This window comes from Priestia sp. USM5, from assembly GCF_058323215.1.
The window spans coordinates 2581216-2605684 of the sequence record NZ_JBSGKN010000001.1 but is presented as its reverse complement, the minus strand read 5'-3'; the positions used below and the strand labels follow the sequence as shown (position 1 = coordinate 2605684).

Below are 24469 nucleotides of genomic sequence, written 5' to 3'. Positions count from 1 at the left end.
ACGTTTATTATTTAAAAAATGACAGTATAATCATAAGGGCAAAAATAATCGTAAGGTGGTTCAATGAGAACACAAACATTAAAGTAGCCCATTTTGTATCTTCTAATTTTTTAAATCCAACAATTCCAAGAAGCATCCACACGAGTGTTAAACCGAACATTGTAAATGCGATAATTTTACTAAACGATAAAAATAAGAACGATGCCGCTAGTAAAATAACTAGGTATACAAGCGTTTGGACTTTGGAACGACGGATACCTTTTACTACAGGAAGCATTGGTACACCTGCGGCTTTATATTCCTCAAGTCTTCTAATGGCAATAGCGTAGAAGTGAGGAGGCTGCCATAAAAACATAAATACAAACAATCCAATTGCTACCGGATGAAATAAGTCTGGTGAAATAGCGGCCCAGCCAATGATTGGAGGCATAGCTCCAGAAATACTTCCGACTTCGGTATTATAAATGGTTGTACGTTTTGTAAGCATAGTATAAGGCACTACATAAAAGAAAAATCCTAAAATACCCATAATGGCGGCCATGTTAGAAACTAAAAATAAAATACCTACACCAATAACAAATAAAGCCAGTCCTAACCATAGAGCAAATTTAGGGTTGACCGCTCCTGTTACCGTCGGTCTGTCTTTTGTACGTTTCATGATTGCATCGATATCACGGTCATAGAAGTTATTAACTGCCCCAGCTCCTCCTACGACAAAGGATGTCCCAATTAAAGCCAAAATAATGATAGGAATTTGTGTCACAAAGCTTAAGTCATTAACAGCAATTGCGAGACAAAGCCCAGCAACCATTCCTAGTGAGTTCGATTTAATAATCCCAGTTTTTATAATAGCACTGATTACTTCCCGGGAAAAATACTGATTGATAGGAAGTGATTCCTTTGTGATAACTTCGGTATTTTTCACAGCAATTCTCCTTTTTGAGCTTATTCTTACATGAATAAACCTAATCTTTATTAATCAACTAAACTATTTTAACAAAAAAATATCGTAATTACATCAAGGTTGCTCGTAAAATTTGTTAACATTCCTTGAACTTTTTTAAAAAACAAAGAAAAATGTCGAATTTCCGACTGAAAATAAGTACATCCTTTATTATAAGATAAAAATGGAATGCTTAAAAACGAAAATTTTGACTATCTGGTGAACTTTTAACGAGCAAGAAACTCGAACTTAATCGTACCATATTTATTGGTAATTGCAATCACATAGTATGTGATGAAAGAAAAGATGTGGTACATTAAAGAAAGAACTAATAAGTTTATTTACTATGTCTTATTCACAAGGAGGATATATGATGCCAGATAAATATGCTAGCTTCTCTGAACTTGCCTCTTATGAAGTATACAACCAAGACTACAAAATTCAATTTGAAATCAGACCTTCTAACATTATTATGCTCGCGATACACGGCGGAGGTATCGAAACTGGAACATCAGAACTTGCTGTTGGCCTAGCGGGCAACGAATACTCGTACTATATATTTGAAGGGTTAAAGAAATCAGGAAATGCCGATCTTCATATCACATCCACTCATTTTGATGAACCTCATGCGTTAACGATTATATCAAAAGAAGACTATGCAGTATCTTTTCATGGATACAACGACAAAAGTGAAAAGCATACTAAAATCGGCGGTGCTGACAAAGCGTTAAGGTCCAAAATACATGAAGCGCTTGTTTCTAAAGGCTTTAGTACAGAAATTTTATCAGATCAAGATCCTGTTTCCGGTACAAGCCCTAGAAATATAACCAATAAAACAGTTAGGCGGATGGGTGTGCAAATTGAGATAAGTAAAGCGCAAAGAGAAGCTTTTTTTTCAACTAACACGAGAAATGAACGTAAAAATTCTAAAACCCAGGAATTTTTTGAGTATATATCAGCTATTAGAAGTGCATTTCCTCTTAGATAAATCAGATACGTTTAGTATTTATTAAACAGGTTAGATTTATTACGGACATGTTTGTGGTATACATATAGTAACTACATAAACTGGAGGAGATAATCATGAAAAAGTTTGACCAAGAAGATACCCTAGAACGACTTAAAGCCTCTTATCGATATTTAAAAAGCATAGACATACCAGAAATCAGCACATTAGATGATCAAAAACGAGCGGAAGCTGTGCAGTTAATCGAAGAGATTGGTCTTAAAATATCAGAAATGCGCGTAAAAGTAGAGTGAGTAAAAAGAGAAAGAAGGACATCTGTCCTTCTTTCTCTTTTTCGACAACTATAAACAGGAGATTGGCCATGAATGAACAATATTATGACGCTTTATTAAATATAAAAACAACGGGAGAACAAAAGGGATTTAATGATTCATTTCATTACCATCGTTATGAACCCACGCCTTATAGTGCATTAGAAGCACTTTTCAGTCAGTATGAGCTAACAAGCAGCGATAGAATTGTCGACTTCGGGTGTGGGAAAGGAAGGCTGAATTTTTATGTGAACTACCTATGTAATGCCACCGCTGTAGGGATAGAAATGAATGAGCACTTCTATGAGCAGGCCATAGATAATCAGAGGCGCTATTTAAAAAAAGCCAAGGGCCGAAAAAGTCATATTTATTTTCAGTGTTGTTTAGCCCAGGAATATAAGATTCACCCACTAGACAACTGCTTTTATTTTTTTAATCCTTTTTCAGTTCAAATTTTTATCCAAGTAGTGAACAATATTTTGCTTTCGTGGGAAGAGAATAAGCGCGAGATTGATTTAATTTTGTATTATAGTTCAGAGGATTATCTTCATCATCTCGAAAAACACCCTTCTTTCATTTTAAAAGAAGAGGTAATGCTGCCAGAGTTGAATCGTAAAAATCCATATGAACGGTTTTTGATTTATAAAGTAGCTTATTAAGACGACTTATTTACTATTCCATAAAGGTGTATCGTCGCTAGTTCTATTTAACAAATCAGCAGGGGCTAGAAAAAGACCTGCTGATTTTATTTATAACTTTTTAGAAATTAAAGCATAACACTTTATTATGTAAGCGCTTTCTGTTATAATGAAACTAGGTTGGATAGCATGCGTGGCTATCGGTGTACTCAGCGCAGGCGGGGCTAGTACAGAAAGAGAAGGCTACATACAAGTTAATAAACATTTAGTCGATAGAAATAAGAAGTCTCAAAAACAAATTTATTAATTTGTATGCTAAATCGTAAATTAACAGAAACGGCATTTATGATAAGGTTTTAGAGAAAAGAACCCAGCGTATACTGTATAAGCAATTTTTTTACTCTAAAAAAGGGTAAAGAAATTGCTTATTTATTTTTAAATAAGTGCACAGCTGTTCAGATTTGTTTTGAGATATCTAGCGTTAGTGTATAATAGTAAAAAGTACGAAAAGTTGACATTGTTAATTGATTAAAGGGGATTTAAAAATGAGTGAACTAAAAATAGATGATGTAGCGAAGCAAAGCGGTTTAACAAAACGTACGATTCGTTATTATGAACAAATTGGACTGATGCCAGCACCTCCAAGAAGTGAAGGTGGATTTCGTCTGTACACGGAAGAACATGTAGAATTTTTAAAGAAAATTACGAATGCCAAAGAAGTCATGGGTTTTTCACTTCAAGAATTACAGGAATTTCTTGCTTTAAGTGATACTCTTGAAATACAAAAGATGGATTATAGGCAAGTGAAAGGAACAAGTCAACAAAAAGAAAAGTTAGAGCAAGTGTTACATACGGTAGAAGAGCAGCTCAAGCTGATTGAACAGAAAAAGAAAAACATCTTAAAAGTAGAGTCTGACCTTCTGTCACTGAGAGATCGTGCTAAGGCTGCAATTGTAAAATTCGAGCAGGAAGAATCATAAAAAGCAGGCGCATTCACCAGAAGAGTGCGTCTGCTTTTATGTGTTTTATAGGGAATTTATTTATGATTGTGAAGAGTTTTCTTCTAGCTGTACCCCTAAAAGAAGTAGAATAGCCTGTATCCCGTCGGCTTTTCCGCTGTGAAAGCTTCTTGTTTCAGCATCCAAAGCTTCATTTACAGATTCCATCATATTTGATTCGTATAAGTCTAAAATCAATTGTTTTCCTTCCGGACTCAAATGCAGCTGCCCGCGTTCCTTCATTTTAAACTTCAACTTCTTCAACTCCCTTTCCCATAATACTATCAGTATACAAAATTAATAACATTTACGTAAACGTTAATTTTTGTATGTGGACAGAAGAACGTATTAAGTATAGGTACTAAGTGAGGGGAGAGATACTGGTTATCCTTTGCTTGTTTTAATGTTTGTCAGCTTATAGCCGCAAGCTGAGCATATATAGATAACGTTTTGATTGGACTGAGCAGTTAAAACGGTAGCGAGCTCTTTTTGAGAATGACAGTTAGGACAAATAACAACAGGGGATTTCATGTGATTTTCTCCTTTTCTTTTTTATAGTCGAATTTTATTTTATGTAAAGTTTAATCAAATATCCTTCGTGCTATCAAAAACGACGGAAGATATGTAAAAAAGCATTCTCGCTCAAAAGAAACGGGAATGCTTAAGGTAAGTTTAAAATCCGTCCTGGCTTGCTGTAAATGGAATGTTAAGTCTTCTTTCTACATTGCGTAAGCGCTGATTTAATCTGTTTATACGGTCAGTATGTCGCTCCACAACTCGATTTAAGCGAGTAATTTCTCTGACTTGCTCCTCATTTTGTCTCTCAAGAGCACGAATTCTTCGTTCAAATCCTCCAAGATTTTGAAGCTGCTGTCTTTCATCGTATTCTTCATGCTGTGGTACGTAAGGGGGATAGTATTGTTGAACTGAGTAATCAACTTGCTGAGGAATATATCCAGGGTTGAAATAATAAGGGTTCATTAGGGCACCGCTCCTTTTAAATAGTAACTTCAAATCAAACACGATATAACGTATGCGAAGATAAGAAAGATGCTATAGGCACATACCTAAAGACATTCTGTATTTTAAAAAAGGAAAATATTTTTAAGAGGAAAAAGGAGATAGCAAACCCTTTCTTGAATATGCAAAATAGAAAAGCTTCTTTTTTAGACACTTTATTTAAGAAAGAGGGAAAGTGACCGATGGCTCAAGGGAAACAAAAACCAGCACCTAAAATAGAAGAATCAAAAGCTCCGCCTGCAAAGAAACAAAAGCCGAAGAGCCGCAGCACCAAAAAAGCTCCGCCTCCTACATCGCCCTGGGTAAAAGCTGCTTCCATTTTATCTAACATTGATTTCATTCGTTTGTTTCGCGTGCTGTTTCTTGCTTTGGCGGTTGGTTTTATTGTGTATCAATATATTTTACTTACAAAAGGGGTCTTCATCAAAACATACGTAGACCTTTGGCATCATCACAAAATGATCTTGCTAGCTGGAGCTGCATTTATTATCTATACTTCTTTCATCTTTTACCTTGGCTACCGCACCGCTAAAAAGCGCTAGAACGATTCTAAACGGCGAATATCATCCATTCTTTAAGTAAACCTTATATGTATATCAGCATAGAGGGGGGGAAGAAACGTGGACAAGCAGAGAGCAAAACAAATTGCTGATTCACCCGTTATGGCTAACGTTACGTATAACGATACGGCCGTTTATATTCAACATGTAAGCGAAGAAAATGATACGGCAAGAATTTATCCGCTAGGTCAGCCGGAAAATGAACAAAATGTTGCGGTGAGTCAATTAGTAGAGAATTAAGGTGGATAAATAGAGCTACTAGTTCAGTTAAATAAAAGGAAGAGAGCAGATACACAGCTCTCTTCCTTTTATTTATTCTTCCCATTTCTTACTGTTGATTTTCTCAATAATCCCGTGCAAATCACCTGGCTTATGAAACTCAATCGGAGACGCGCCTTTTTCAAACAGAATCGATTCCGCTTCAATTAACGCCACGTAGCGTCCGTTTACTTTCGCTAAGTGAATATTTTCCCCAAAATCAGCTAACAGTCCTTTAATCTCTGTTTCGCCAAGCTTCATTTTAAGCTCTGCATCAGGGGTATGCTCGACGATATGAGCAGCAGCTTCCATGACTTGATGGGTATCCAAACGTTCTTGAAGCTCACGTTTTTCACTTGTTGCCCACAGTTCCATGTCCGATTCAAACTGTTCAAGCTCTACGCTTTCTGCTTCAAACGTTTCACTGACGTGTTCACGCACCATATCCATCACTTGTGTTTTCATAATCTCAGGCATCGGCTCGTTGTAATCAATGAATTTCAAAAAGTCTTCAAAATAACGAGCATGAGACGCTTGGTGGATAACGAGTTCGCTTTCTTCGACCATGCCTTCTTCAGGCATGTATGGGTATTGAATGGATTTCATGTTTTTAGTAGTAATCGCCATTTCTACGTGACGAATAAGGGTTGATTCATCTGAAATTGAAGCCACTTTTGGTTCGAAGTCACATTTTAAAATAAACACAAAAGCATGATCAAAATATTTTCTTGGAACAGCAGATACCACTAAAAATGCTCCTCCTCGAACGGCTGCAGTATCAAGGTATGCATTGATAAACTGTTCGCTGTTTTCTTCAAATTCTTCTTTGGTTGTGGCAAAACGAGTGCGGTGAAATAAATTATAATTAGGGTTTGAGTCGAGAGCGTGTCCCGGTTCAACTATAAAATACCCGAGCTTTGTAGGCACTTGTTCTGCTTTGGGGTGTCGCTCTACTTTGCGCTTTACAATTTTTTTAAATTCACCGTCTAAAAAATCTTTAATGGAACTTTCTTCATATTCTTCCGTATCAAGCGTTTGAAAATGCTTATATTGTTTAGAGGCCTGTTCTTCTTTTCCTTCTACTTGTATTACGTAAAATGATAAAAAATTAATTTTAAAATCCATAGCAGTCACCTTGTTTCTTTTTAGTCAGTTACTTCAGTATAAGAAAGAGTCCGGTAAGCGTCAATGCCTGTTAGCTTTAGGGGAAAAAGATCTATTTATACAATTGATCAGCTGAGGAATAGTGTATAAAGCAAAGAATAGGAGAGGCAGGGGGCCTCTCTTATTTATATTGCTCCAAACGTTCAAAAAAGGTTTTGACAAACTTATAAAAAATTTTATCAGAAGGTGCTAAATCACGATTTCTAGGAATAATCATTCCGACTGTCCGCTGAAGCTGCGGCGTATGAATAGGAAGTTTAGTCGTAAAACGAGGAGTCGTTTCAGACACTGTACTTTCAGGAAGAAGCGTTACGCCAATTCCTGCGGATACAAGACCTTTAATCGCATCTAAATCTTCTCCTTCAGATGAAATATTGGGCATGAATCCTGCTTGTTTGCAAGCGTCAAAGGCCATTTTATGTAAAATGAATCCTTTTGGAAATAGCACAAAATCTTCATTTCTTAAATCCCGCAGCCGAATGTTATCCCGTTCAGCGAGCGGGTGATGAGAGGGAACAAGGGCTAAAAGATTTTCAGTGAATAGAATATGCCCTTCAATACTCTGATCTTCTACAGGTACAGGGCCTAAAAAAGCGATATTGATATCTCTTTTTTTAACCGATTCAATTAAAAATTTGTACGAACCTTGTCTAAGATGAAAAGCAACATTTGGGTGTTCTTCTTTAAAGGCTGATATAATAGTAGGAAGAAGATGACTAGCAAGGCTTGTTGGAAATCCGATTTTAATCGTTCCTCTTTCGGGATCCAAGTATTCATCAATTTGTTCTTTCGCATAGTCAATAGCTTTCATAGCCGTCTCCGTATGCTCAAGAAAGACTTTTCCTATTGCTGTTAACTTGACATTTCTTCCTTCACGTTTGAATAAACTAACACCTAGCTCAGATTCCAGGTTCGCGATTTGACGGCTGATTGCTGATTGAGCTACATGCAGATATTCTGCCGCCTCAGATACGTGTTCTCTTTTTGCAACTTCCATAAAATAGCGTAATTGACGCAGTTCCATAAGCATCCTCCATCTATATATATCAAAATTAGATTAGTTTTATCTAAATTATATATTGTTTATATTGATTTGAAAACTTACAATGTAAACAGGTGATCTTAAAAAGATAAAGAAAACGAACGGGGGAGAAGAAGATGACATACAATCAAATGCCAAAAGCTCAAGGTCTCTACCGTCCTGAATTTGAGCACGATGCATGTGGAATCGGACTATACGCTCAATTGAAAGGCGTAGCGTCACATGATATCGTTAAAAAAGGACTAAACATGCTTTGCCAGCTTGACCATCGAGGCGGACAGGGAAGTGATCCGCTAACAGGAGATGGAGCTGGATTAATGGTACAAATTCCACACGCGTTCTTTAAAAAGACATGCGTTGAACTGAACTTGCCAGAAAACGGTCGTTATGGAGTTGGAATGATCTTTTTCTCAAATAATGAAGACGAGCGTCGAGAAATTGAAGCTTATATTAATAAATTAATTGAAGAAGAGGGACAAACGTTATTAGGTTGGAGAACTGTGCCTGTAAATGTCGGAAAAATCGGAAAAGTTGCAAAAGAAAGCTGTCCATACGTACGACAAGTATTTATTGGGGCAAATGACAGTATTCAAGATGACTTAGCGTTTGAACGCAAGCTATATGTTATTCGTAAGCAAGCGGAAAATTGGGCGCAGGCACGTCAAAACCGTTTTTATTTTACAAGTCTTTCAAGCAGAACAATTGTGTACAAAGGGTTGTTAACACCTGAACAAGTTGATGCTTTTTATCTTGACCTACAAGATGAAGACTTTACTTCAGCGTTTGCTTTAGTGCATTCTCGCTTTAGCACAAACACGTTCCCAAGCTGGGAAAGAGCACATCCAAACCGTTATTTAATTCACAACGGTGAAATCAATACGCTTCGCGGTAATCAAAACTGGATGAGAGCGCGTGAACAGCAGTTTGTTTCGGACGCATTTGGTAAGGATTTGCCGAAGGTTCTTCCAATTTTAGATGCTGAAGGAAGCGACTCATCCATGTTAGATAATGCGCTAGAGTTTTTTGTATTGGCCGGCCGCAAGCCAGCCCATGCAGCGATGATGCTTATTCCAGAGCCTTGGTCTGAGAATCCGCACATGTCAAAAGAAAAACGTGCTTTCTATGAGTATCATAGCGCATTAATGGAGCCATGGGATGGTCCGACTGCTATTTCGTTTACGGATGGAAAGCAAATCGGTGCTATTTTAGACCGTAACGGTTTACGTCCAGCTCGCTATTATGTTACAAAAGATGATTACATCATACTTTCATCAGAAGTAGGCGTCATTGATGTTGAAGATGAAAATGTGTTATATAAAGATCGTTTAAGCCCAGGTAAAATGCTTCTAATCGATTTAGAAGAAGGCCGAATTATTTCAGATGAAGAAATTAAATCTGAAATGGCACAGGCTGAGCCTTATCAAGAATGGTTAGATGAACAGCTGGTAACGTTGCCAGAAGTGCAGGAAGAAAAATCTGAATACTTCGATGATTTGGTCATTCGCCAGAAGTCATTTGGCTACACGTATGAAGATATTCATAAATATTTAGTTCCAGTTATTACAGAAGGAAAAGATCCGCTTGGTTCAATGGGTAATGATACTCCATTAGCCGTGTTGTCTGATCGTCCTCAATCGCTGTTCAATTACTTTAAGCAGCTGTTTGCTCAAGTAACGAACCCACCGATTGACGCTATTCGTGAACAGTTGGTTACATCAACAATGACGTTGCTTGGTGCAGAAGGGAATTTACTGCATCCAACCAAAGAAAACATTCATCGAATTCAGCTTGAGACGCCGGTTTTAACAAACGATCAAACTCATCAGCTGAAGTCTGCCATTCATCCAGATTTCAAAAGTGCTGTTATTTCTGCGGTGTTCACAAATGATTTAAAAGCAGATCTTGATCGCGTATTTGCTGAAGCTGAAGCGGCAATTAACGCAGGCGCTAGCATTCTTGTTCTGACAGACCGTGAAGCGGGAGCTCACTCTGTAGCCATTCCAGCTTTATTAGCGGTCAGCGGGCTGCACCAGCACCTAGTGCGAAAAGGAAACCGTACAAAGGCGAGCATTGTAGTGGAAACAGGAGAAGCGCGCGAAGTGCACCATTTTGCAGCACTGATTGGTTACGGAGCAGACGCAATTAATCCATATCTTACTTTTGCAACATATCAAAATGAAATTAACGCAGGTACGTTGAACGTATCGTATGACTATGCTGTTGAGAAATATGTAAAAGCCGTTACTGAAGGTGTTGTAAAAGTAATGTCTAAAATGGGCATTTCAACGGTGCAAAGTTATCGGGGCGCACAAATTTTTGAAGCAGTTGGAATCAGTGCAGAGGTTATCGAGCAATATTTTACAGGTACTGCCTCGCAACTTGGCGGTATCGGTTTAGATGTTATTGCAAAAGAAGCGAAAACGCGTCACGACAATGCTTATGTTGAAACAATTGAGCAAACGTTAGAGTCAGGAAGTGACTTCCAGTGGAGACACACGGGCGAGCATCATGCGTTTAATCCAAAAACAATTCACACGCTGCAGTGGGCTTGCCGTAAGGGAGATTACAGCTTATTTAAAAAATTCTCTGAATCGGCTAATGAAGAACGCATCGGTTTCTTGCGCAACCTATTCTCGTTTAATGGAACGCGTTCATCTATCTCCATTGATGAAGTGGAATCAGTTGATTCGATTGTAAAACGTTTTAAATCAGGTGCTATGTCGTTTGGATCTTTAAGTCAAGAAGCTCATGAAACATTAGCGATTGCGATGAACCGTTTAGGCGCACGCAGTAACAGTGGAGAAGGTGGCGAGCACCCTAGCCGCTACACTGTGGATGAAAATGGAGATAATCGCCGCAGTGCGATTAAACAGATTGCTTCTGGCCGTTTTGGAGTGAAAAGTCATTACCTTGTGAATGCGGATGAGCTTCAAATTAAAATGGCACAAGGTGCAAAACCCGGAGAAGGCGGTCAGCTTCCAGGAAACAAAGTATATCCATGGGTAGCAGATGTGCGTGGATCAACGCCAGGAGTAGGCTTAATTTCACCTCCTCCACATCACGATATTTACTCGATTGAAGATTTAGCACAGCTTATTCATGACTTAAAAAATATAAACCGTGATGCACGAATCAGCGTCAAACTGGTTTCAAAAGCAGGAGTAGGAACGATTGCTGCCGGAGTAGCAAAAGGAGTAGCGGACGTTATCGTTATTAGCGGCTACGACGGAGGTACGGGAGCATCTCCAAAAACAAGTATTAAACATACGGGACTACCGTGGGAACTGGGCTTAGCGGAAGCTCATCAAACGCTTATGTTAAACGGTCTTCGCGAAAAGGTAGTGCTTGAAACAGACGGGAAATTAATGACGGGTAAAGATGTAGTCATGGCAGCACTTTTAGGAGCAGAAGAGTTTGGTTTTGCTACGGCGCCTTTAATTGTTTTAGGCTGTATCATGATGCGTGCGTGTCACTTAGATACATGTCCAGTTGGAGTGGCGACGCAAAACCCAGAGCTTCGTAAAAAGTTCCTAGGAGAAGCGGATCACATCGTTAACTATATGAAATTTGTTGCACAAGAAGTACGCGAAATTATGGCTGAACTTGGATTTAAAACAGTAGATGAAATGGTTGGACGTACAGACGTATTAAGCGTTAGCGAACGTGCAAAAAATCACTGGAAGGCGCAGCACTTAGACTTAACAACTCTTTTATATCAAGCTGAAGGTGTACGTACTTTTAAAACACCTCAAAACCATAAAATTGACGAATCTCTTGATATGCAAAAAATCTTGCCAGCGGTACAGCAAGCAATCGAGCATAAGTATCAAGTCGAGTTAGAACTGCCAATTTCTAATATTAACCGTGTAGCTGGAACAATTGTAGGAAGTGAAGTTACAAAACGTTACGGTGAGAAAGGTCTGCCAGAAGATACGATTACTCTTCGATTCACTGGCTCTGCAGGACAAAGTTTTGGTGCATTTGTTCCAAAAGGAATGTCTATGTATCTAACTGGAGATGCAAATGATTATATCGGAAAAGGGTTATCAGGAGGTAAAATCATCGTTGCTCCACCTAAGGAAACAACAGCTGTGTCAGGTGAAAATGTTATCGTCGGGAACGTGGCATTTTACGGTGCAACAAGCGGTGAAGCTTATGTTAGCGGGCTAGCAGGAGAACGTTTTGCGGTTCGTAACAGCGGTGTGAACGTAGTGGTTGAAGGAATTGGCGATCATGGCTGTGAATATATGACTGGCGGACGCGTTGTCGTATTAGGTGATGTAGGTAAAAACTTCGGTGCGGGAATGTCTGGCGGTATTGCTTACGTATTTGCTGATGATCAAGAAGCATTCAAAAACCTTTGTAATAAAGACATGATTGGGTTTGAGAGCTTAAAAGGAGAAGAAGCAGAAGAAGTAAAAGAGATGATTGCAAATCACCTAAAATATACTGACAGTCATAAAGCAGCATTTGTATTAGAAAATTGGGAAGAATCGCTTTCGAAATTTGTAAAAGTGATTCCGAATGATTATAAACGCATGATGAATCGCATTGAAGAGCAAAAAGCAGCTGGGTTAACGGAAGAAGAAGCAGCTATGAGTGCGTTTGAGGAAAATGCAAAACAAGAAAAGAAAGCATCGGCAAAACAACAAGAAGCGGTAGCTCAGTAAGAAAGGGGAGAGTACGATGGGAAAACCAACAGGATTTATGGAAATCAAACGTGAAAAAGGGAAGGAACGTGACCCGTTAAAACGTTTAGGTGATTGGAAAGAGTATGCTGCTCCTTTATCTGATGAAGCGCTAAGCCGTCAAGGAGCACGATGTATGGATTGTGGCACACCTTTTTGCCACATGGGAATGGATATTAATGCTTTTACTTCTGGATGTCCAATCTATAACTTAATTCCAGAGTGGAATGATTTAGTTTATAAAGGACGCTGGAAAGAAGCTTTAGAGCGTTTAATGAAAACGAACAACTTCCCGGAGTTTACAGGGCGCGTTTGTCCTGCTCCGTGTGAAGGTTCCTGTACGCTTGCTATTTCAGATCCAGCGGTTTCGATCAAGAATATCGAACGCGCTATTATTGATAAAGGCTTTGAGAATGGGTGGATTACTCCGCGTATTCCGGAGAAAAGAACAGGCAAAAAAATTGCTGTTATTGGCTCTGGGCCAGCAGGCTTAGCGAGCGCAGATCAGCTGAATCAAGCGGGTCATTCAGTAACGGTATATGAAAGAGCAGATCGTGCCGGTGGTTTATTAACATATGGAATTCCGAATATGAAGCTAGATAAAGAAGTAGTGGAAAGACGTGTTCGCTTATTGACACAAGAAGGTATTGATTTTGTAACGAATACGGAAGTTGGAAAAGACATTACTGCTGAAGAGTTAAAAGAACAATATGATGCTGTCATTTTGTGTACAGGAGCTCAGAAGCAAAGAGATCTAGTATTAGAAGGCCGTGAAGCAAAAGGAGTTCACTTTGCAATGGACTACTTAACAACTTCAACAAAAAGCCTTTTAGATTCTAACTTCAAAGATGGTCAATTTATTGATGCTGAAGGAAAAGACGTTATTGTTATTGGAGGCGGAGACACGGGAGCTGACTGTGTAGCTACTGCTCTTCGTCAAAAATGCCGCAGCGTTGTTCAGTTTGGTAAACATCCTCAGCTTCCTGCTGAGCGTACGGCAGATAATATGTGGCCTGAATATCCACATGTATTTAATCTTGAATATGCTTATGAAGAAGCACAGGCGAAATTTGGGGACGATCCACGTGAATATTCAATTCAAACGAAAAAAATCGTGGCAGATGAGCAAGGTAATCTAAAAGAACTTCATACGGTTCAAATGGAAAAAGTAAAAGGTGAAAATGGACAGTACATCTTTACCGAAATTCCAGGAACAGAAAAAGTATGGCCAGCTCAGCTTGTCTTTATTGCGATTGGGTTTGAAGGTCCAGAGCATCCGGTTCTATCAGCGTTTGGTGTTGAAACGAAAAATCGTCGCGTAGATGCAGCGTATGGAAATTACAAAACAAATGTTGAAGGTGTTTTTGCTGCTGGTGATGCTCGTCGTGGGCAAAGTTTAATCGTATGGGCTATTCATGAAGGTCGTGAAGTAGCTAAACAAGTTGATAGCCATCTAATGGGAGCAACTGTATTACCATAACAAAAAACCGTCACAATTGTGGCGGTTTTTTGTTTATCTAGGATTTGGCACTTCATTTCCTCTACGTAAATTTTCAAATGAAACGGTTAAAATCGTGTTAGTAATTCGAACTTGTGAAACAGGGGAAACGCTGTATAAGTTAAAAAGTTCAAATGTCCAGGGATCACGTTTTTTCAGCTGTCGCGCGGCTTTTTCGACGCGTTCGTTAATAGATCCGCTGTAATTGTTATAGTTATCATCAACAAATCTTACAATGGAACGAAATAAGTATTCTGTTAGTTTGCTATCCATCCCACCTCGTTGAGCATCTCTGTAGATGGACTGATACTGGCGTTTTAAAATTTTCATCACTCTGTCTACATCGCGTGTAGATCTAACTTCTTCTTCTTCATGCAGGATATAAGAAAATAAGTCTTCATTGTATCTATAAGGTTCTAAATAATTTTCATTCGTAGTAGGAACCACTGGATGGTAGTAGCGCGGCATATAGGGGTAAACCCATTGACTGTACATGAGACATTCACACCTTCCTCGTTCATTTTCCATTAGTTTATGCACTAGCGTGCTAGCTGCTGCATGTTTGTTTTAAATAAAATTTAGGGGTTTGATAATAGGACCACCCTCTAAATTCTTGATAAGTCGATACAAAGTAAATGTAAATCGGTGTATTTAGCAAGTCTGGATAATGTTGAAAAAACGCTTGGTCTCCGTAAAATATTGCTTCTAAAGCAAGCGGAAGCTCCCGGCGGAAAATGTGATAACGAAGCTGTGCTTGCTCGCGGCTGAACTCACCTCCGCTAACAAAAACTTCGCCTTGAATAACTGCTTGTCGATCTGTTACGTGAAGAGCAGCTAGTACTTCATCACGCATATTTTTATCTATCGCCTTGTTGTTATATGAGCATCCGATGCTTAAAAAAAGCTGACCGGTTGTATCAGAATGAGTAAGAGTATATTTTCTTCCAGAAACCGGATAGGAGGAAGTAGCAGGGGGAATGAGAGTCGTAGAGAGTTTTGAAGAATTAAACGAACTCATAGTCATTTACACTCCTTTTTTTGAATAAATTTCAATATTATACGGCGCTATGGGCTCAGATGTGATAAATGTCTACTTTCTTTCTGCAACAAAGGCGTTTTGATGTACTTTTTGAGAAATGAATGGTAATATTTAACTAAAATTATGCGTGTACAGTCCCCGAAGATTGTCTTCAAAAGCAAATGTGAATGGAGGTTATCACTTGAATATCACAACGTTTGACGGTAAGTATGGAAACTGGTTAACGACTAAAAACCCTCTTCAATTTCAAGCAGCGACTGCCTATGGGAACATTGGGCTGGCTCCTATCTATTGGGGAACAAAAGAAGAAAAAAATGGATGGTATTACATGTATCAGCCTGAAGAAATAACGGGCGTTCAAGTAGAAAGTGAAGTTGATGGTGGTAAATTTCTCATTCGAATTCCTGATGACTGGAATGGAAAGTTAGTTATGTCGGGAGTTCCAGCTACCAGAGATGAGAAATCAACGGATTTACTGTTCAGCGACTATGTGTTGGCAAAAGGGTTTGCGTTTGCTGCTTCTGATAAAGGGACACAGGGAGAAGAAGTGAGAGATGATCCATTTGCTAAAGCAAAAAACGCTCTAGTCAAAGAAGAAGACTCCATTAGAAAATGGCATATTCAATACCGAGAAGTGACAAAAATTGCTCAGAGATTTTTGTTTGAAAATTATCGTCACAAACTCCAGAAAGAAGTGACAGAATATTTTGATATAAAAACGTATGCTTTAGGTATTTCTAATGGGGGTTATGTTGTTCGCTATGCTTTAGAAAACGATGGGAAAAATGGAGAGCCTCAGCTTTTTAATGGAGGGGTTGAATGGGAAGGGGTTATGTGGCGAGCTGATCACGATAACTTGATCACTTCCCTAACACCTGTTGTAAATCATGCCGAAGAAGCACTGTATACGGTAGGTGAATCGCAAAAAGAAGCTTTGCACCGGTTGTATCAAGCAGGGTTGCCAAAAGGATCTGAGTTTTTATGGCCATATCATGACCAGTATTATTGGTTTTTAACGCTTAATATATATAGAGATGAGTTTGACAGTCAAGCACCTGGAAGCATTCCGTGGCAAAAATACTTGACGCTTTTTGAAAACGGAGTTAGAGATCGTTCGTTAGATTCTATTTTTAAAAAGTATGATTATCAAGAAAGACCACAAGATGTTAAGCAAAAAGTTCGTGAAATTGAAAATACAGGTGATATTTCCGTTCCGTTGATAAGCATTACAGGGTCGTTAGATGCTCTTATTTTTCCGGATATTCATGCTTATCCTTATGAACAACTGGTAAAAGATTCTGGTAAGCAGCACCTTCATCGTCACTACGTAATTGAAAATGGAAACCATATTGATAGCTTAGTATGGAATCATCAAATTGATCCAGATCGAAAGCTTCAGCCTCTCCTTCCTTATGTGTATCAAGGATTTGAACTGCTATGTGATTGGGTGGAGAATTTTGAAGAACCTCCGAAAAATAAGAAAATAAGTGTGCCTCTCAAGGAAATGCATGTAAAGGATCTAAAAACAGAGGAAGACGTGCTGCCGTTGACTACAAAGAAAAGCATATCAACAAAAAAATAAATCGTCGAAAACCGTGCCGAAGGCGCGGTTTTTAATTTAGAAAAGCAACATTTGAATAAAAACAGCTTCTATGAATACAAAATATTATAGTGCGATAAGAATGGAATATACGTTATTTGTTATTTATTTTTATCTATTTAAAATAAAAATAATAAAAACATTGAACAAAACCGAACTTTTGTGTTAGATTAATAACTATAATTCGTACATTTATTAAATGGCTACAGTTGAAAGGAGCAAAAAACATCATGACAGCGAAAGTAATTAAAGGAAAAGAAGTAGCGCAAGAACTGCGCGCCGCATTAAAAGAAGAGGTAGCTCAATTAAAAACAAAAGGTATCGTTCCTGGTTTAACCGTAATTTTAGTAGGAGAAAATCCTGCTTCCCAATCATATGTAAAAGCAAAAGCAAAGGCTTGTGAAGAAATCGGTGTTGCGTCTGAAATTATCAAACGTGACGTAACGATTACGGAAGAAGAGCTTTTAAACGAAATCCATCACTTGAATGGAAATCCATCTGTTCATGGTATTCTTATTCAACTTCCATTACCAAAACATATTGATGAAAAAGCAGTATTAAATGCTGTATCTCCTAAAAAAGATGTAGATGGCTTCCACCCAGTAAGCGTAGGGAATATGGTCATTGGCGATGAGTGCTATTTACCATGTACACCACACGGTATCGTTGAGTTAATTAAACGTTCAGGTGAAGAAATTTCAGGTAAACATGCGGTAGTAATTGGACGAAGCAATATTGTTGGTAAACCAGTATCCATGCTGTTACTTCAAGAAAGTGCAACGGTAACAATTGCTCACTCTCGCACAAAAGATTTATCTGCTTTAACAAAACAAGCTGATATTCTTGTGTCAGCTGTAGGACAACCTAGACTTATCAAAGCAGATGATATTAAGCCGGGTGCCATTGTAATTGATGTAGGTAACACAATGGAAAATGGTAAACTCGTTGGTGATGTTGATTACGAAGCGGCTTTAGAAGTTGCAGGTTATATCACACCAGTACCAGGAGGCGTTGGTCCGATGACCATCACAATGCTATTAAAAAATACGGTAGACGCTGCTAAAACAATTAACAACGTAAAATAATAGAAAGTTAAAAATCCCGTGCGTATATGCACGGGATTTTTTTGCTTCAGTAATGGAATGAAAGCTAAAAGAATAGAATGTAACATTCTGTATAGAAAGAGGAGGAAGCGATGGTTACGTTACCTGCAACGGTATATTCTCAACAAATAGTGAAGAAAAAGTTAAACGTTTACTATCCAGCTGTTCATTTGACTAATCCAGCTGTTCAGCACAGCATTAACAGTAAGATCTTGCAGCGTACAAATGAATTAATTCGTCAGCAGGGATATGAAGAAAATCCGGATACAGAAGAAACGGGTTATTATGAGTTGAAAACAAACGAGCGAAATGTGCTCAGCTTAACGCTTGTCAATTTTGCTTATTCCGGGGGAGCGCACGGATTGACCGTGGTAGTTCCGTTAACGTTTAATGTGCTGACTGGAAAAACGTATCAACTAAAAGATTTGTTTAAAAAAGACAGTAATTACGTAAGTGTTCTTTCTAAAATAGTAGGAGCGCAAATAAAAGAGCGCGATATTATGGTTCTTGGAGAATATAAAGGAATTAAACCAGATCAGGATTTTTATATCGCCGATAAATCACTTGTACTATTTTATCAGCTGTATGACCTGGCTCCTTACGCATATGGAATTCCTTACTTTCCAATTTCTATCTATGCTATTCAAGATATTATTGCAGATGAAAGTCCACTTGGACAAATGTTTGGATAAAGTTATAAAAAATTGCGGTGCGGCCGTACGTATCTTTTTAATTCGGCCGCTAACTGCTGACGAAGCGAACGAACGCCAATCGCTTCAGCAATATCTTTTGCTACAGGAAACACTCCGATTTTAGTGATATGAACGCGAAGATAACCCTCGTACAAGCATCCTCGCTCCGCATGCTTGATTTTGGTGCGTACAACAGCTTCTATTTTATCGTTTTCATTTTGCAAAGGGTAAGAATCTGTAATATGAAAACGAAAAGAATATTCCTCCATCACCATCATCCTTTTTTCTATGATATGTACTAGCATACTATACAAATAGTGAATCAGAAAAAATAAATGTGTCAAAAGAACAAAGCGCAAAGTAATCAAGGAAGCAGTTTCTTGCATGTAATGATCATTATTTGTGAACGATAACAGAAAAAGACAAAAAGCTGGAGTTGCGATGATAAAAATAGCATTCAAAGGATTACTTATTATTTTATCTTTATATATTCTGTATGTGGTTATAACGGCGGTGGTTCTCTTTTATGTACCTTTAAAAATAGGAGAGGAAACGACCTCAATTAAACCGGCTAGCTTTTTTGGTCACAGTGAGTCTACGGACCGAGTGAGACTTCTTGAAGATGGTTATGAGGCAGGAAGAGTTCGTATTCAAATGATTCAACAAGCTGAGAAATCGATTGATATTGCTTATTACTCAATAGGAAAAGGAGAGTCAACTGATTTAATTATGGCCGCTCTTTTTAAAGCAGCTGATCGAGGCGTCCATACTCGCGTTCTTTTGGATGGGATAGCTAACGGCTTACGGGGAAACCGAAGGGGCGTGCTCTATGCATTAGCTTCACATCCTAATATTGAAGTGAAGTATTACGAACCGTTTCAATTGTTTAAACCTTGGGCGTGGCAAAATCGTATGCATGACAAAATAATGGTTGTAGACGGACAGCTAGGCATAATAGGGGGACGGAATATAGGGGACAAATATTTGGCTAAAAAGCCTCCTCCACACTTCGTCTATGATCGTGATGTCTTTATTACAAACAGTAAACATAAACAAGATAGCGTCATCACTCAAATGCAAAATTATATAAATGAATTATGGGCTCATCCCTACACTAAAAAAGCTTTTCATCATCTCACACAGTACCAGGTTGATCAGGGGAAGAGGATGAAAGCTTTGCTGCTGCAGCAATATGATAAAGCTAAGCAAGTAGGAGAAACGTTTGCGACCCCCAAGATTAATTGGAATGCTTCCACCGTTTCTACAAAGCGTGTTTCTTTTATTCATAATCCAATTGAACGCTTTAATAAACGACCTTTTATGTGGAAAACGTTTATTAACCTAGCAGAAGAAGCTAACCGCTCTGTTCTTATTCAAAGTCCTTATGTGGTGCCCACCAATGCGATGAGAAAGTATACAGCCATGAAAAAGAAGCCAGACGTTCAATGGACGCTACTCACAAATTCAGTTACATCTACGCCCAATGTGTTGGCTTTTTCCGGATATATTAGTATGCGTGATACGATTATGAAGACAGGTGTAAAGCTTTACGAATACCAAGGACCTTATTCGATCCATGCAAAGTCTGTGATTTATGATCAAAGACTTAGCGCCGTAGGCTCTTTTAATTTAGATTCCCGTTCTACATTTTTGAATAACGAATCAATGGTCATTATCGATAGTCAAAAATTTACAAAAGAGTTGACGATGGCGATGGAAAACAAAATGGATAAAAGTATTCTTATTGCCAATCACAAGCGCTGGGTTAAACCTCCTGAAATCCAAAAGAAAGAAGAGCCTGTTATGAAGCGTACCTTACTGTATACCCTTGCAAAAGTAACGAGGTTTTTTAAGGAGTTTATTTAAATAACCGGCAGTAGAACAAAAAGCACTCAATGAACATTCATTGAGCGCTTTTTGTTACATACCTTATAAATAAGCTCATACAACGATCACATCACGTAAATTATCCTCTTTTATTTATTGGGAAAAATCGGTAGTATAAACATAATAAACAAAAAGGAGGAAGGTACGTGGAAACCGCTGTTTTAATTAAACCAGATGCAGCTTATAAAAAGGCTTATATGAGCTTTTATCATGAATGGAAAGCAAGCGGAGAAAAAATGATTCCGTGGGTCATTGCTAAAGATCCTGCTTACTTTGAAAAAATGGTTCAAGAGTTATTAGATGCAGAAAAAGGGATCGGATTAAAAAAAGGATTTGTACCCGATTCCACTTACTGGCTAATGCATCACGAAAGAGTAATAGGCGTAGTTAATATCCGCCATGAGCTAAGTGAAATACTTCGAAACAGCGGAGGACATATAGGGTATGGTATTCGGCCAAGTGAAAGACAAAAAGGATATGCCAAGCTGCTACTGAGGTTATCTCTTCAAGAAATTAAAAAGCTGGGAGTCCAACGGGCATTAGTTGTGTGTGATGATTGGAACACTGCTTCTCGTCGAACTATTCTGGCAAACGGTGGTATACAAGACGAGGATTATATAGAAGAGGACGGGGCTATTGTTCAACGCTTTTGGATTCATACGGATAAAATGGCATAAAAAAGAGATGAATTTTTTAATTCACCTCTTTTCTGCTTAGTCATATTGTTTTAAAGCTAACTTCAGCCGCATATAGGTATACATAGCGTATGCCTGTCTTCCTTTTAAACTGTACGGATTTGCTTTGGAGCAAAGACACTCAAGAAATTGCTCATCACATGAGCGGCATGATCCGTAATCTTCATAGCATAAATCATGGTATTTACAGCAGCAGTCTACATCATTTACAGGACATCCCGGACCACTGCATCCGGGGCCACACCATTTATAGCCGGGGAAGAGGCAGGGCGTGGCTTTCCGTTTATTCGGAACAGACATAATCATACATCCTTTTCAATAGTCTCTTTACATTAAATGCAAAAAAGAGAAAAGAGAAAGGGACAAACACCTTGCAGCAGTAGCCTAATTTTCATGAATTTCTATTTAATCGATAAATGCGTCATTCATCCGCATTAATAGTTTGCCAAATAGCTCCTTTTCTTCACTTGACCATTTTTTTAACATACTATGATAGCGTTCAAGGCGCATTTGCTTATCAGTTTGCAGCATTTGTTTCCCGCGTGTTGTGATGTCAAATAGGCTGACTCGTCCATCCGAAGGATCAGAGGAGCGAGAAATAAGCTTTTTATTTTCTAAAGCAGCAGCCTGTCTAGAAAGAGTTGAAATGTCGAGTTTAAATGCTTCTGCCAGTTCTTTTACACGAGCTGGTCCAAATTCATCTAATTGCCGCAGCAATAAATAAGCTGATCTTTCTAGGTTTCCTATTTTATTTTCGGAATTATCAAGATAGACCGCTCGTCTAATAAAGGTAGTAAGTTCATATTCAATCAATTCAATTGAATTCTTTTCTTGCATTATAATCGCCCCTTACAAAATCATTCATTGACAAAGAAATATATACTTGTATAATACAAATGTATATATAGTTGTATAGTACAAGTAAAAGTAGGTAAAGTAAAGGTGTTTATATAGTTAAATATTAGACAACATGACAAAATAAAGAGAGGAGGGCAGCTGTTCTTTATTTATAGGACAGTGACCTATAATGAAAGTGATACGAATCATTTTACAAATTGCGATTCTTTATGCTTTTTCTATGATTGGCGAAGCTGTTCACCATATGCTTCATCTACCTATTCCAGGCAGTATTATAGGCTTAATTTTAATGCTCATTTGCTTAACGTGCAAAGTTGTTCCCATCAAAATAATTGAAGACGGAGCAAGTTTCTTGTTATCTTTTTTACCGCTATTATTCATACCAGCTATGGCAGGTGTGATGAATTATCCTTCGCTTCTTTCAAGCAGCGGAGCGGTTTTATTTTTAATTATTGTGCTTAGTACGATTGTTACGATGGCCGCCGCAGGGACTGCCAGCCAACTTTTGGAAAAGAAAGCGAACAAACGAAAGGAGAAACAACAGTGCAAGAATTCTTTATCGCGGTCTTTATAATCGTAGCTACAGTTGCTTTGTATCTAGTCATGGCAAAAGTATACGTGCGGTTCTCCTATCCGATTCTTATTCCTGTTTTAACTACAACCATATTCGTTATTCTTCTTTTGCTTGCTTTTCATGTTTCCTATGATGAGTATATGATTGGAGGCAAATGGATTAATTCACTTCTAGGACCAGCGGTTGTTGCATTAGCGTATCCACTCTATAAACAGCGTGAGATGCTAGTAAAATACAGCGTTCCTATTATTGGAGGGGTATTTGTAGGGTTATTCGCAGGCATGATCAGCGGACTTGTGTTTGCTGAAGTATTTGGCGTTGATCGAAGCCTGATTTTATCCATTATTCCTAAGTCTATTACTACTCCGGTAGCGATTCAGATCGCCACAGGACTAGGGGGCGTTCCATCGATGACCGTGGTATTTGTTATGATTGCAGGTTTTTCTGGAGTAATCCTTGGACCGCTACTTTTAAAATGGATTCGGATCAAGAGTTCTTTAGGAAAAGGAATTGCATTAGGCAGTGCTTCTCATGCGCTAGGAACTTCTAAAGCATTTGAATACGGTGAGCTAACGGTATCGATGAGTTCAGTATCAATGACGTTAAGCGCTGTATTAGGATCCGTTTTTGGGCCAATTGTTGTCTGGCTATTCCAAGTGTAAGGCGAGATAAAAGAAAGTGAATATAAAAAACGAGGCTGAGACAAAAGTATGTTAGTTAAAGTTGAACACGAACGATCTATTGAAAGGTGATGGATAGTTCGTGTTTTTTTATGCTCATCGTAAACGTAGATTTAATGTATGTACTGGCTTCTAACTGTTGATTTCGTTATGCCCCCATCTCGCTTTTTATATAAAAGCATAAATTTTTTCCGAAGCAAATTTTAAGTTGTGCGGCTCTTACTCTGGTACTATAATAAAAAGAAAGAAAATTCATAAAATAACCGCTTTTTTGTTATTTTTAGGAAGGCTAGTCAATTTTTGGATGGATAAGTAGGCTTAGTCAAGGTTGTATACGCAGTAAAAATAGCAGAAAAGAGGAGCTGAACGTATTTTATGAAAGAGGAGCTCGTGTATATAGGAAAAAAGATTCTTGAACATAAATATAGCTTGTCAGAAAAATTAGCCGAACGTTTAGATGCTACACATACACTAAGTCTAGAGGAATTGAAAGAAAAGAAAATTCTGAAGTGGCGAGTGTCAATTATGGAATACTTTGGGAGATCTCTATTTGAAGAACAGGAGGCTGTACTTAAACTTGTTAAAGAATGGGCACTTGATACGGGTAAATATGCAGTGGAAAAAAATATTCCTTTAGAAAAAGCACTAGGTATCCTTCCAATCTATCGCAGCGTTATTTGGGATGTATTTACAAGAGAACTAGAGGAGCATCAGTTTGCGGCAATTACCATGCTGCATGTCAGTGAACGAATTGATCCACTTTTAGATACGGTAACATGTGTTTTTGGTCAAATTTATGACGAGCATAATCGATATATGATGAATTTAGCTTATACGTCACTAGAAGAACTTTCAGTTCCGCTCGTACCTGTCACAAAAGGGATTGCTATTATGCCGATTATTGGAGAAATTGATACCCACCGCTCGCAAGTTATTATGGAAACCTGCTTGAAAAAAGGGACAAGCCTTCAATTATCTTATCTTATTTTAGATATTTCAGGTGTCGTGATTATTGATACAATGGTAGCAGACAATCTTTTTAAAATTCATCGATCGCTTAAATTGGTGGGAGTGGAAGCTATTATAACGGGGATACGACCGGAAATTGCCCAAACGGTAGTGAAACTAGGAATTGATTTTAATCAAATTAAAACAGAAGCAAATTTAGAAGCGGCGCTTTTAAAAATTGGGTTTACACGTCCTGAAGAGCATAGCCGCACGCATGTGTCATCGCGGCGCATAAAATGACCGGCC

At 38.3% G+C, this 24469-nt stretch carries 27 protein-coding genes; 16 read left to right on the top strand and 11 right to left on the bottom strand.

Features of this window, described 5'->3' with window-relative positions; translation table 11 throughout:
- Nucleotides 1-7: 7 nt before the first annotated feature.
- Nucleotides 8-925 carry a heme o synthase gene (cyoE, locus tag ACWATA_RS14075; protein WP_013056789.1) on the bottom strand — a complete coding sequence of 306 codons (918 nt, stop codon included), beginning with the start codon at nt 923-925 and terminating at the stop codon, nt 8-10.
- A gap of 391 nt (nt 926-1316) precedes the next feature.
- Here cyoE and ACWATA_RS14070 point away from each other — a divergent pair, with 391 nt between their 5' ends.
- From ACWATA_RS14070 to ACWATA_RS14055, 4 genes are all read left to right on the top strand, one after another.
- Nucleotides 1317-1931 carry a poly-gamma-glutamate hydrolase family protein gene (locus ACWATA_RS14070; RefSeq protein WP_261763951.1) on the top strand — a complete coding sequence of 205 codons (615 nt, stop codon included), beginning with the start codon at nt 1317-1319 and terminating at the stop codon, nt 1929-1931.
- 95 nt (nt 1932-2026) lie between these two features.
- Nucleotides 2027-2203: a hypothetical protein gene (locus ACWATA_RS14065; protein WP_165573411.1), complete on the top strand. Its 177-nt coding sequence runs from the start codon at nt 2027-2029 to the stop codon at nt 2201-2203.
- 68 nt (nt 2204-2271) lie between these two features.
- Entirely contained in the window at nt 2272-2880 is a 609-nt protein-coding gene (locus ACWATA_RS14060; RefSeq protein WP_028413569.1) for a methyltransferase, read from the top strand.
- 524 nt (nt 2881-3404) lie between these two features.
- Nucleotides 3405-3839 (top strand): MerR family transcriptional regulator, encoded by a 435-nt coding sequence (locus tag ACWATA_RS14055; protein ID WP_033578828.1) that lies wholly within the window; start codon nt 3405-3407, stop codon nt 3837-3839.
- 60 nt (nt 3840-3899) lie between these two features.
- Here ACWATA_RS14055 and ACWATA_RS14050 read toward each other — a convergent pair whose 3' ends face one another.
- From ACWATA_RS14050 to ACWATA_RS14040, 3 genes are all read right to left on the bottom strand, one after another.
- Nucleotides 3900-4112 (bottom strand): hypothetical protein, encoded by a 213-nt coding sequence (locus ACWATA_RS14050; protein WP_028413567.1) that lies wholly within the window; start codon nt 4110-4112, stop codon nt 3900-3902.
- Between the two features lie 129 nt (nt 4113-4241).
- On the bottom strand, nt 4242-4388 hold the full coding sequence (locus ACWATA_RS14045) for a hypothetical protein (protein WP_098626789.1): 147 nt from the start codon (nt 4386-4388) through the stop codon (nt 4242-4244).
- Between the two features lie 141 nt (nt 4389-4529).
- On the bottom strand, nt 4530-4838 hold the full coding sequence (locus ACWATA_RS14040) for a flagellar hook-associated protein FlgK (protein WP_013056797.1): 309 nt from the start codon (nt 4836-4838) through the stop codon (nt 4530-4532).
- Nucleotides 4839-5059: 221 nt separating this feature from the next.
- Here ACWATA_RS14040 and ACWATA_RS14035 point away from each other — a divergent pair, with 221 nt between their 5' ends.
- Together ACWATA_RS14035 and ACWATA_RS14030 are read left to right on the top strand one after the other, a co-directional pair.
- Entirely contained in the window at nt 5060-5419 is a 360-nt protein-coding gene (locus ACWATA_RS14035) for a hypothetical protein (RefSeq protein ID WP_028413565.1), read from the top strand.
- Nucleotides 5420-5497: 78 nt separating this feature from the next.
- Nucleotides 5498-5677, top strand: a complete 180-nt coding sequence (locus tag ACWATA_RS14030; protein WP_028413564.1) for a small acid-soluble spore protein H — start codon at nt 5498-5500, stop codon at nt 5675-5677.
- Nucleotides 5678-5749: 72 nt separating this feature from the next.
- On the opposite strand, the gene ACWATA_RS14025 is transcribed toward ACWATA_RS14030, so the two are convergent.
- Both ACWATA_RS14025 and gltC read right to left on the bottom strand, forming a co-directional pair.
- A complete protein-coding gene (locus tag ACWATA_RS14025) occupies nt 5750-6820 on the bottom strand; it encodes a DUF3900 domain-containing protein (RefSeq protein ID WP_033578829.1) in 1071 nt (356 codons plus the stop codon).
- A 160-nt stretch (nt 6821-6980) separates the two neighbouring features.
- The gene (gene gltC, locus ACWATA_RS14020; RefSeq protein ID WP_013056801.1) at nt 6981-7883 is read right to left on the bottom strand and encodes a glutamate biosynthesis transcriptional regulator GltC; all 903 of its coding nucleotides are present in this window, start codon (nt 7881-7883) and stop codon (nt 6981-6983) included.
- A 134-nt stretch (nt 7884-8017) separates the two neighbouring features.
- On the opposite strand from gltC, the gene gltB reads away from it, so the two are divergent.
- Both gltB and gltD read left to right on the top strand, forming a co-directional pair.
- Nucleotides 8018-12571, top strand: coding sequence for a glutamate synthase large subunit (gene gltB / locus ACWATA_RS14015; RefSeq protein ID WP_033578830.1), 4554 nt, complete (start codon nt 8018-8020; stop codon nt 12569-12571).
- 16 nt (nt 12572-12587) lie between these two features.
- Complete coding sequence (gltD, locus tag ACWATA_RS14010; protein ID WP_013082931.1) at nt 12588-14069, top strand: glutamate synthase small subunit; 1482 nt, start codon at nt 12588-12590, stop codon at nt 14067-14069.
- A 33-nt stretch (nt 14070-14102) separates the two neighbouring features.
- Here gltD and ACWATA_RS14005 read toward each other — a convergent pair whose 3' ends face one another.
- Both ACWATA_RS14005 and ACWATA_RS14000 read right to left on the bottom strand, forming a co-directional pair.
- Nucleotides 14103-14582 (bottom strand): hypothetical protein, encoded by a 480-nt coding sequence (locus tag ACWATA_RS14005; RefSeq protein WP_028413561.1) that lies wholly within the window; start codon nt 14580-14582, stop codon nt 14103-14105.
- Nucleotides 14583-14634: 52 nt separating this feature from the next.
- Nucleotides 14635-15105: a staygreen family protein gene (locus ACWATA_RS14000; protein ID WP_028413560.1), complete on the bottom strand. Its 471-nt coding sequence runs from the start codon at nt 15103-15105 to the stop codon at nt 14635-14637.
- Nucleotides 15106-15307: 202 nt separating this feature from the next.
- On the opposite strand from ACWATA_RS14000, the gene ACWATA_RS13995 reads away from it, so the two are divergent.
- The 3 genes from ACWATA_RS13995 (at nt 15308) to ACWATA_RS13985 (ending at nt 18521) form a co-directional block, all read left to right on the top strand.
- Nucleotides 15308-16708, top strand: coding sequence for a tannase/feruloyl esterase family alpha/beta hydrolase (locus ACWATA_RS13995; protein WP_098112545.1), 1401 nt, complete (start codon nt 15308-15310; stop codon nt 16706-16708).
- Between the two features lie 248 nt (nt 16709-16956).
- Nucleotides 16957-17811, top strand: coding sequence for a bifunctional methylenetetrahydrofolate dehydrogenase/methenyltetrahydrofolate cyclohydrolase FolD (gene folD, locus ACWATA_RS13990; protein WP_028408722.1), 855 nt, complete (start codon nt 16957-16959; stop codon nt 17809-17811).
- A 110-nt stretch (nt 17812-17921) separates the two neighbouring features.
- Nucleotides 17922-18521, top strand: a complete 600-nt coding sequence (locus ACWATA_RS13985) for a DUF3298 and DUF4163 domain-containing protein (protein ID WP_028413558.1) — start codon at nt 17922-17924, stop codon at nt 18519-18521.
- Nucleotides 18522-18523: 2 nt separating this feature from the next.
- Here ACWATA_RS13985 and ACWATA_RS13980 read toward each other — a convergent pair whose 3' ends face one another.
- The gene (locus ACWATA_RS13980) at nt 18524-18790 is read right to left on the bottom strand and encodes a hypothetical protein (protein WP_028413557.1); all 267 of its coding nucleotides are present in this window, start codon (nt 18788-18790) and stop codon (nt 18524-18526) included.
- Nucleotides 18791-18962: 172 nt separating this feature from the next.
- Here ACWATA_RS13980 and ACWATA_RS13975 point away from each other — a divergent pair, with 172 nt between their 5' ends.
- Together ACWATA_RS13975 and ACWATA_RS13970 are read left to right on the top strand one after the other, a co-directional pair.
- Entirely contained in the window at nt 18963-20387 is a 1425-nt protein-coding gene (locus ACWATA_RS13975) for a phospholipase D-like domain-containing protein (protein WP_473049924.1), read from the top strand.
- 218 nt (nt 20388-20605) lie between these two features.
- The gene (locus tag ACWATA_RS13970) at nt 20606-21085 is read left to right on the top strand and encodes a GNAT family N-acetyltransferase (RefSeq protein WP_048021498.1); all 480 of its coding nucleotides are present in this window, start codon (nt 20606-20608) and stop codon (nt 21083-21085) included.
- A 36-nt stretch (nt 21086-21121) separates the two neighbouring features.
- On the opposite strand, the gene ACWATA_RS13965 is transcribed toward ACWATA_RS13970, so the two are convergent.
- Both ACWATA_RS13965 and ACWATA_RS13960 read right to left on the bottom strand, forming a co-directional pair.
- On the bottom strand, nt 21122-21403 hold the full coding sequence (locus ACWATA_RS13965; RefSeq protein ID WP_080754416.1) for a hypothetical protein: 282 nt from the start codon (nt 21401-21403) through the stop codon (nt 21122-21124).
- A 105-nt stretch (nt 21404-21508) separates the two neighbouring features.
- Nucleotides 21509-21940: a MarR family winged helix-turn-helix transcriptional regulator gene (locus tag ACWATA_RS13960; RefSeq protein WP_028413554.1), complete on the bottom strand. Its 432-nt coding sequence runs from the start codon at nt 21938-21940 to the stop codon at nt 21509-21511.
- A 190-nt stretch (nt 21941-22130) separates the two neighbouring features.
- Here ACWATA_RS13960 and ACWATA_RS13955 point away from each other — a divergent pair, with 190 nt between their 5' ends.
- The 3 genes from ACWATA_RS13955 to ACWATA_RS13945 all read left to right on the top strand — a co-directional run bounded on the left by ACWATA_RS13955 (nt 22131) and on the right by ACWATA_RS13945 (nt 24463).
- Nucleotides 22131-22535: a CidA/LrgA family holin-like protein gene (locus tag ACWATA_RS13955; protein WP_033578834.1), complete on the top strand. Its 405-nt coding sequence runs from the start codon at nt 22131-22133 to the stop codon at nt 22533-22535.
- Nucleotides 22505-23197, top strand: coding sequence for an LrgB family protein (locus ACWATA_RS13950; RefSeq protein ID WP_028413552.1), 693 nt, complete (start codon nt 22505-22507; stop codon nt 23195-23197). The genes ACWATA_RS13955 and ACWATA_RS13950 overlap by 31 nt, the downstream gene beginning before the upstream one ends.
- Nucleotides 23198-23590: 393 nt before the next feature.
- Nucleotides 23591-24463: an STAS domain-containing protein gene (locus tag ACWATA_RS13945; RefSeq protein ID WP_028413551.1), complete on the top strand. Its 873-nt coding sequence runs from the start codon at nt 23591-23593 to the stop codon at nt 24461-24463.
- Nucleotides 24464-24469 lie beyond the last annotated feature (6 nt).

Coding starts and splice junctions, on each gene's coding strand:
- ACWATA_RS14070 (WP_261763951.1), top strand. CDS start 1,317: ATGCCAGATAAATATGCTAGCTTCTCTGAACTTGCCTCTTATGAAGTA.
- ACWATA_RS14065 (WP_165573411.1), top strand. CDS start 2,027: ATGAAAAAGTTTGACCAAGAAGATACCCTAGAACGACTTAAAGCCTCT.
- ACWATA_RS14060 (WP_028413569.1), top strand. CDS start 2,272: ATGAATGAACAATATTATGACGCTTTATTAAATATAAAAACAACGGGA.
- ACWATA_RS14055 (WP_033578828.1), top strand. CDS start 3,405: ATGAGTGAACTAAAAATAGATGATGTAGCGAAGCAAAGCGGTTTAACA.
- ACWATA_RS14045 (WP_098626789.1), bottom strand. CDS start 4,388: ATGAAATCCCCTGTTGTTATTTGTCCTAACTGTCATTCTCAAAAAGAG.
- ACWATA_RS14040 (WP_013056797.1), bottom strand. CDS start 4,838: ATGAACCCTTATTATTTCAACCCTGGATATATTCCTCAGCAAGTTGAT.
- ACWATA_RS14035 (WP_028413565.1), top strand. CDS start 5,060: ATGGCTCAAGGGAAACAAAAACCAGCACCTAAAATAGAAGAATCAAAA.
- ACWATA_RS14025 (WP_033578829.1), bottom strand. CDS start 6,820: ATGGATTTTAAAATTAATTTTTTATCATTTTACGTAATACAAGTAGAA.
- gltC (WP_013056801.1), bottom strand. CDS start 7,883: ATGGAACTGCGTCAATTACGCTATTTTATGGAAGTTGCAAAAAGAGAA.
- gltB (WP_033578830.1), top strand. CDS start 8,018: ATGACATACAATCAAATGCCAAAAGCTCAAGGTCTCTACCGTCCTGAA.
- gltD (WP_013082931.1), top strand. CDS start 12,588: ATGGGAAAACCAACAGGATTTATGGAAATCAAACGTGAAAAAGGGAAG.
- ACWATA_RS14005 (WP_028413561.1), bottom strand. CDS start 14,582: ATGTACAGTCAATGGGTTTACCCCTATATGCCGCGCTACTACCATCCA.
- ACWATA_RS14000 (WP_028413560.1), bottom strand. CDS start 15,105: ATGAGTTCGTTTAATTCTTCAAAACTCTCTACGACTCTCATTCCCCCT.
- folD (WP_028408722.1), top strand. CDS start 16,957: ATGACAGCGAAAGTAATTAAAGGAAAAGAAGTAGCGCAAGAACTGCGC.
- ACWATA_RS13985 (WP_028413558.1), top strand. CDS start 17,922: ATGGTTACGTTACCTGCAACGGTATATTCTCAACAAATAGTGAAGAAA.
- ACWATA_RS13980 (WP_028413557.1), bottom strand. CDS start 18,790: ATGGAGGAATATTCTTTTCGTTTTCATATTACAGATTCTTACCCTTTG.
- ACWATA_RS13975 (WP_473049924.1), top strand. CDS start 18,963: ATGATAAAAATAGCATTCAAAGGATTACTTATTATTTTATCTTTATAT.
- ACWATA_RS13970 (WP_048021498.1), top strand. CDS start 20,606: ATGAGCTTTTATCATGAATGGAAAGCAAGCGGAGAAAAAATGATTCCG.
- ACWATA_RS13965 (WP_080754416.1), bottom strand. CDS start 21,403: ATGTCTGTTCCGAATAAACGGAAAGCCACGCCCTGCCTCTTCCCCGGC.
- ACWATA_RS13960 (WP_028413554.1), bottom strand. CDS start 21,940: ATGCAAGAAAAGAATTCAATTGAATTGATTGAATATGAACTTACTACC.
- ACWATA_RS13955 (WP_033578834.1), top strand. CDS start 22,131: ATGAAAGTGATACGAATCATTTTACAAATTGCGATTCTTTATGCTTTT.
- ACWATA_RS13945 (WP_028413551.1), top strand. CDS start 23,591: ATGAAAGAGGAGCTCGTGTATATAGGAAAAAAGATTCTTGAACATAAA.